The organism is Verrucomicrobiales bacterium (genome assembly GCA_016793885.1).
Taxonomy (GTDB): Bacteria; Verrucomicrobiota; Verrucomicrobiia; order Limisphaerales; family UBA11320; genus UBA11320.
Map to the genome: position 1 here is coordinate 1 of JAEUHE010000168.1, position 5,690 is coordinate 5,690.

General features: G+C 54.5%; 5 protein-coding genes. All 5 read right to left on the reverse strand.

Annotated elements, in window-relative coordinates; translation table 11 throughout:
- Positions 1-26: 26 nt before the first annotated feature.
- The 5 genes from JNN07_19260 to JNN07_19280 all read right to left on the reverse strand — a co-directional run bounded on the left by JNN07_19260 (position 27) and on the right by JNN07_19280 (position 5,675).
- Positions 27-302, reverse strand: coding sequence for an EndoU domain-containing protein (locus tag JNN07_19260; protein ID MBL9169884.1), 276 nt, complete (start codon positions 300-302; stop codon positions 27-29).
- A gap of 63 nt (positions 303-365) precedes the next feature.
- Positions 366-716 (reverse strand): hypothetical protein, encoded by a 351-nt coding sequence (locus JNN07_19265; protein MBL9169885.1) that lies wholly within the window; start codon positions 714-716, stop codon positions 366-368.
- A complete protein-coding gene (locus tag JNN07_19270; protein MBL9169886.1) occupies positions 713-4,360 on the reverse strand; it encodes an RHS repeat-associated core domain-containing protein in 3,648 nt (1,215 codons plus the stop codon). Before JNN07_19270 ends, JNN07_19265 begins: the two co-directional genes overlap by 4 nt.
- 302 nt (positions 4,361-4,662) lie before the next feature.
- Positions 4,663-5,439 carry an IS21-like element helper ATPase IstB gene (gene istB, locus JNN07_19275; GenBank protein MBL9169887.1) on the reverse strand — a complete coding sequence of 259 codons (777 nt, stop codon included), beginning with the start codon at positions 5,437-5,439 and terminating at the stop codon, positions 4,663-4,665.
- The gene (locus JNN07_19280; protein MBL9169888.1) at positions 5,436-5,675 is read right to left on the reverse strand and encodes a hypothetical protein; all 240 of its coding nucleotides are present in this window, start codon (positions 5,673-5,675) and stop codon (positions 5,436-5,438) included. The genes istB and JNN07_19280 overlap by 4 nt, the downstream gene beginning before the upstream one ends.
- Between the last annotated feature and the right edge of the window lie 15 nt (positions 5,676-5,690).

Below are 5,690 nucleotides of genomic sequence, written 5' to 3' on the forward strand. Positions count from 1 at the left end.
GTTCCGGATTAACTGCTCACGTTTGTTCATGGATTCCTCGGGGTATTCTTGGGATAGCCAGTCACGATCCTTCCAGTCTTCGTATCGACCACCACCTTGACGTTCACTCCATCGACGGTCTTCGTAGCACTTATATATCCACGCGGGTCAGGCTTCGACCATTTCAGACCCGGATCTGTTGCGCTATCGGAAACTTCATGCAGAATGCGATCATCAGACCAGCCAGACGGAAACTCGCTCTTTCCAGATTTTCCAAGACCGGGGCGATGCCCACCTCCCAACCCTGGTCCATCACCTTCCAAGATATGAGTGCGGCCCTTGGGATCTGTAAGGTCAACAAACTTTCCTTCCTTTGCGGCGACACTTCAGCACCTCTCATAGCGATCAACATTTGAACGGAGGGCCAGCCACACCCCAAACTCGGCATCATGGATGTCGCTCGAAATCAAAGCGATGGCCTTTTCGATTTTCGTTTCTGAACTGCCCTGCCATCCGATGAACTCGACGTAGTTCCCACTTTGATTATTCGCGCGGCCGAGTTCCACTCCGGCTTTCAGGAGTCGCAGAAGGACGATCTTCAGTACTGCAGCAAAATCGCCGTGGCCGCACGATAGGTTGTCGAAAGTCTGGCGTACTTCGGCCAAGCTTACGATGTCTTTCGCCGCCATCTCCAAAACAGCTTCAAAGACCCGATCCACATTGGTTTCGTTACTCATTCTATGTGCACCTTTCCCAGCTTTCCATCAGGATAAGTGATGTCGATTGTTGATCCGCCACTCTTCGATCCTGGCCTCATTCTGATAACGGTGCCGTCTGGAAGCTTGGTGACAGTTCCCGGATAGCCTCCAGGCGGTTTTGAAGTTCCACCCGTCGTTAGTTGATCGTGCAACGCCTTTAGATCTGCTTCTGTCTTAACAGTCCTAACATGAGATTGCTTCCCCGTTGGCAACCCGTCCAATACTTGGCGTGTCCCCTTTGCGTCATTCGGCCCAGAGAGAAGCTTACAAAGCAAACGCTTATACTCATCCAAGGATACTCTACCACTCGTTCGCAGGTTATTCAAGAAACCGCGCGCACCCCCTGGATAGTCTCTAAGAGCTTTCTGCCCTCCTCTGAGACCAGCAAGAACTGAGCTTAAAGTTGAAATGTCCTGAGCCAGACCCCCAGCGTTCTCCCAGGAGGGGTCCTCATAGAACGCTCCGAAACCGCTCCCGAAGTTAGCGATCGCAGGCCCGAAGGCGCTCTCGAGACTAGGATCCTGAGCGAACCTAATCGAGCTCGCCACACTCTCTCCGAAGTTCGGGATAGATTGAATTGCCAGATTCTCCATATCCAGGACGGTCGCAATCGTTCCCTTTGCAACCCAATTCCCGGAGCTTTGGAGCACCGCCTCCTTGGTAGAAGCGCTTAGCTCTCCGATGGCGGTTTTCACAGCGTTGAACCACTCCTTTCCAGATGGGTCCACGCGAAGAACTGGGTTGTTACCAACAAACCCACTGAGGTTTAGCCCTCCTGCCTCCTCGATCGGATCCCTCGAAATCCACCGCCCATGCGACGCGCTGTAGTATCGGTATCCGTAGTAAACTAGCTCCGATTCATCATCCTGATACTTGGTGGAGAACCGAAACGGATTGATACCGGCAAGAGAGCCCGAGGCTCGAAGAACCTCCCCAAATGGTCCATACTCATAGGTGGCGGCCACATCCCCGTTGGCACCGTTCACCAGTCCTACAACATTCCCGTTGCCATCAAAGGCGTAGTAGTAAGTCCCAGCTAAACCACCACTTGGAATCACCATCCCGACTAGTCCGCCTACTCCCCCTGCGCCAGCCCAACTCCCGCTCAGGTCATTGGCCCATATAAAGCCATATTGAAGGGATGACGCCGCATCCAGGGTCGCAACCAGATTCCAGCCATCGTAAACAAACTTGTTTGTACTCACCGCGACATAGGCACTCCCATTCCAAGTCGACACCTTTTTCTGGATCCTTCGGCCGAACACATCGTAGGTAAAATCCAACTTCTTCCGTGCGGCCGATGGGACTACTGCCATGGCCTCCATCGTCATCAAGCGGTTCTCCACATCCCAGGTGAAGGTCCACCGACCGTCATTGGTGAGGTTCCCATCCGCATCGTACTTGAACACCTGCGGCGTCTGATCGAGCCAGGCGTTCCCGATCACAGTGGTTGAACTACCCTGAGTGGCCGTGTTCGTGATCGATTGCCAGACTCCCCCCGAGCCATTCGAGACGCTCAGTTCTTTCCGGTAATATTCCCCATTCCTATAAGTAGATTGGCCATTGACGGTCACTGCCGCGGTTGCACTGGCAACCCCCATCACGTCGATCGCGCCCGGCACCGTTCGGTTGGTAGTTTCGTTGATGAGGTTTGCGACATAAGTGGCAGACCGAAGATTGTTGCCATCATCATCTCCCCCAGCCTTCGTCGCCGTTCGGTTTCCGATGGAATCAAAAGTGTATTCAAACTGTTGTCCCGCGACTGGAGTTCCATCGTTCCAAAACCTTTTGCCGCTGATCAGCTGTCCCAAGGAATCATACTCGTAAACCCAGTAAGAACCGTCGGCCAAATCGGCTCGAGTTCGCTGATTCCCCTGGTCGTAGTTGAAGCTCCAGTTCATGGCGGTACCGCTGCCGGACACCGAATTGTGCGTGAGCAGGCGATTAACCAAGTCGTAGCTCTTGGTCTGAATTAGCCGGGTAGTTCCGCTGTTCTTGAAGGTCGTGCTGGCAAGCAAACCAGGGGCAGCGGGGACGTAACCAAAGGAAATTGCGTGGGTGCCGTTGGTGACCGAGCCTAATCGGCCACCCGGCTCATAGCCGATCGTCTCAAGTGTGGCGCTTTGGCCGTGCATCGCGACGGAAGCCCGACGGAGAAGCGAATCGTAGGTGTTGGTGACGATGGAGTTTCCCGGATGGGTTTCTTTGAGAAGGACAGGCTCCGGCCCATAGGCAAACTGATTGGTGAGAGTGACAGCATTGTTGTCGGGACCTATCTGTGCCGTTATCAATCTGCCCAGCCGGTCATAGGCGAGGTTCCGATCGGTTAGGCTCGTTCCGGTGTTGTAAGTAATATTGGAGGGCTCGCCCGCGTTGTTATAACCGTAGGTCGCAACGGTGCCTCGAGCCCATGTCCTAGTTGAAACTTTGTGGCGTTTGAGCGTGGTGCTGGTGAGATAGGTGTAATTCGGGCCGGTGTTGTCGTTGTAACGCTTAGATGTGAGCAGCCCACTGGTCGCATCATAGTTCCAGACCGTGCTGGCCGCGCCCGCACTGGAGGAAAAGTTCTGCCAGGTCGTGTTCGTTCGAACCCTACCTAAGGTGTCATAGACATACTCAATAGGATAGGTTCGAGTGCCGTACGTCTTCTTGAGTTCACCGGTGACGAAGTACTCGTTGGTGATAACTCCTCCGTCAGGCAAGCTGATCTGAATAATCCGATCGCGATCATCGAAACCGTACGAGGTGGTCAACGCGGGGCTACCCGTTCCCGGCTGAGGGGCAGTCGTGGTGGTAAGCCGATCTAGGTTATCGAAGGAAGAGAAAGCGGTTCCATTTCGACTGTCCGTTACCGAGATTAGCCGTCCGAGGGGATCGTATCCATACGAAGCTTGAGCCAGCTGCACCGAGTTGGAATCATACTGCGTGCTGCTGACCAACCGTCCGTAGCTAAAGCTATCCAAGGTCCACGTATTGTTAGGGAAGGTCGTCGTTCGGGTTCGAGATCCGTTTATAGGTGAACTCCATTCGGTCGTGGTCGTCTGACCCCAGATCGTTTCCCATCGTTTGAGTCCGTCCGCGGAAGTCTCCACCGTGCTGGCCAGCACCGAGGAATTAACGTTGTTGGTGGGCCAAACATAGGTTCTGCTCCTCCTCACCACCGTCCCATGGGCGGTTAATACGTCGGACACCGTACGCGACAAGCGATCTGTGCCGGCTGGTTCGATCGTTCCGTTAATATTTAAATCAAGAGCATTGGTGACCGCCTCGCCCTTGCCATTGAAAGTGGTAATGAACTGCCCATCCGGGGTCTCACGCTTCCAGATCTGCCCGTTGTTGTTGTAGGAAACTTGCAGGATCGGAAGGTTGGCGTAAGAGCTCGACCAATAATTTCTGAAGCGTCCAATAGTGTCCAGGCGCTCCTCCTCCCATTGGTTAAGATCTGCCCCCGTCGCACTGAGATGGATCGTCCGACGAGCCCTAGATCCACCTGAGTTCGTGATCAGATATCGTTCTGGATGAGTCGCACTGCCCGTGACGGAGAGCAGTGACCCGTCTCGGGCATAGGTCTCAACTTTGGTGGCAGAATTGGGGGTACCCGCAGCATAGGTCGTGGTCTTCACCGTTTGACCACTCGAGTCCCACGCGTAGCTGTAGTGCCAGCGGTCGAATCAAATTGACCCACCCAGGGTCGAATCAAACTGACCCGTCCCCGAGTGAGCGGATTTAGAGATTAAGAGGTTTGGATTTCAAGATTTAGTTAATTAGAACCAAAGTGCGCTGCGAAGGATAGGGCTCTGCGGGAGCGCAACCCGAGCGTCGCGGTGCCCATGGATTGCGCGAGCATCCGATCCCAGCTCGACGAGGTCGGGCTGGGGTTCTATCCGGGTGGATGTGATTGCAAGCCATGGTCGGTGCGTAAAACTCACTTCTTCTTCTCGGCCGCCAGGCCGCTGTTCTTGTTCTCTTTGTGAGCGGCTTGGTGAAGGCGGTAACTGCGACCGGAGACCTCGATGATCTCGGCATGGTGAAGCAGTCGATCAAGGATCGCGCTGGCCGCAGGAACGTCGTTGAGCAGCTTGCCCCACTCTTCGATGGGCCGGTTGGAAGTCATCAAAGTGGAGCGAACTTCGTAGCGGCGCATGATCACCTCCATCAAGATCTCACCGGCTTTGGGTGGCAGCACTTTCAGTCCCATATCGTCGATAATGAGCAGGTCGGGTTTGAGATAGCCGGTGAGCTTGCGATCCAATTCAGCCGGAGAGGCCTCGGCTTGGAGTTCACGAACCAGATCGAAGATGGAGGTGTAAATCACCTGAAAGCCCGCCTTGATGGCTTGGTAGCCAATGGCCTGAGCCAGGTGGCTCTTGCCCAACCCCGGCGGCCCAATAAGGAAAACGTCGCGGTGCTCACGGATGAACTGAGTGGTAGCCAGTTCGATAATGGGTTGGCGTTTAATGGACGGATTAAACGCCCAGTCAAAGTCTTCGAGGGTTTTGTTAGCATCACGGAAGCCGGCATCGCGCTTGCGCTTCTCAATCAAGCGCTGCTGGCGCACATTGATCTCGTCTTGGAAGATCAGTTCGAGGAACTGTTCGTGAGGAAGTTGATGGGTTCGGGCCTCTTGGAGACGCAGTTCGAGACTGGCCAAAAGTCCCGATAGTCGGAGTTGGCGGGCGTATTGAGCAAGGTGTTGGTTCATGGAGTTGGGGCCTGGTTGGTTTGGTTCTGGGTTTGCTGACGGATGAAGACTCCGTATTCGCTCAGGTTACGGATGAGCGGATGGTGATCTTCAAAGTTCAACTGGCTCTGAGTTTCTCGGCTCTCCAACAGCACCTTGAGGTCGCGCAGCCGCCAGGTGCCCTTGGCCGAAGCCTTGGCGCAAGCTTGATTGACGGTGCCGAATGAATGGCGGTCAGTGAGATGGACTAGTCCCATCAACGAACGAATGCT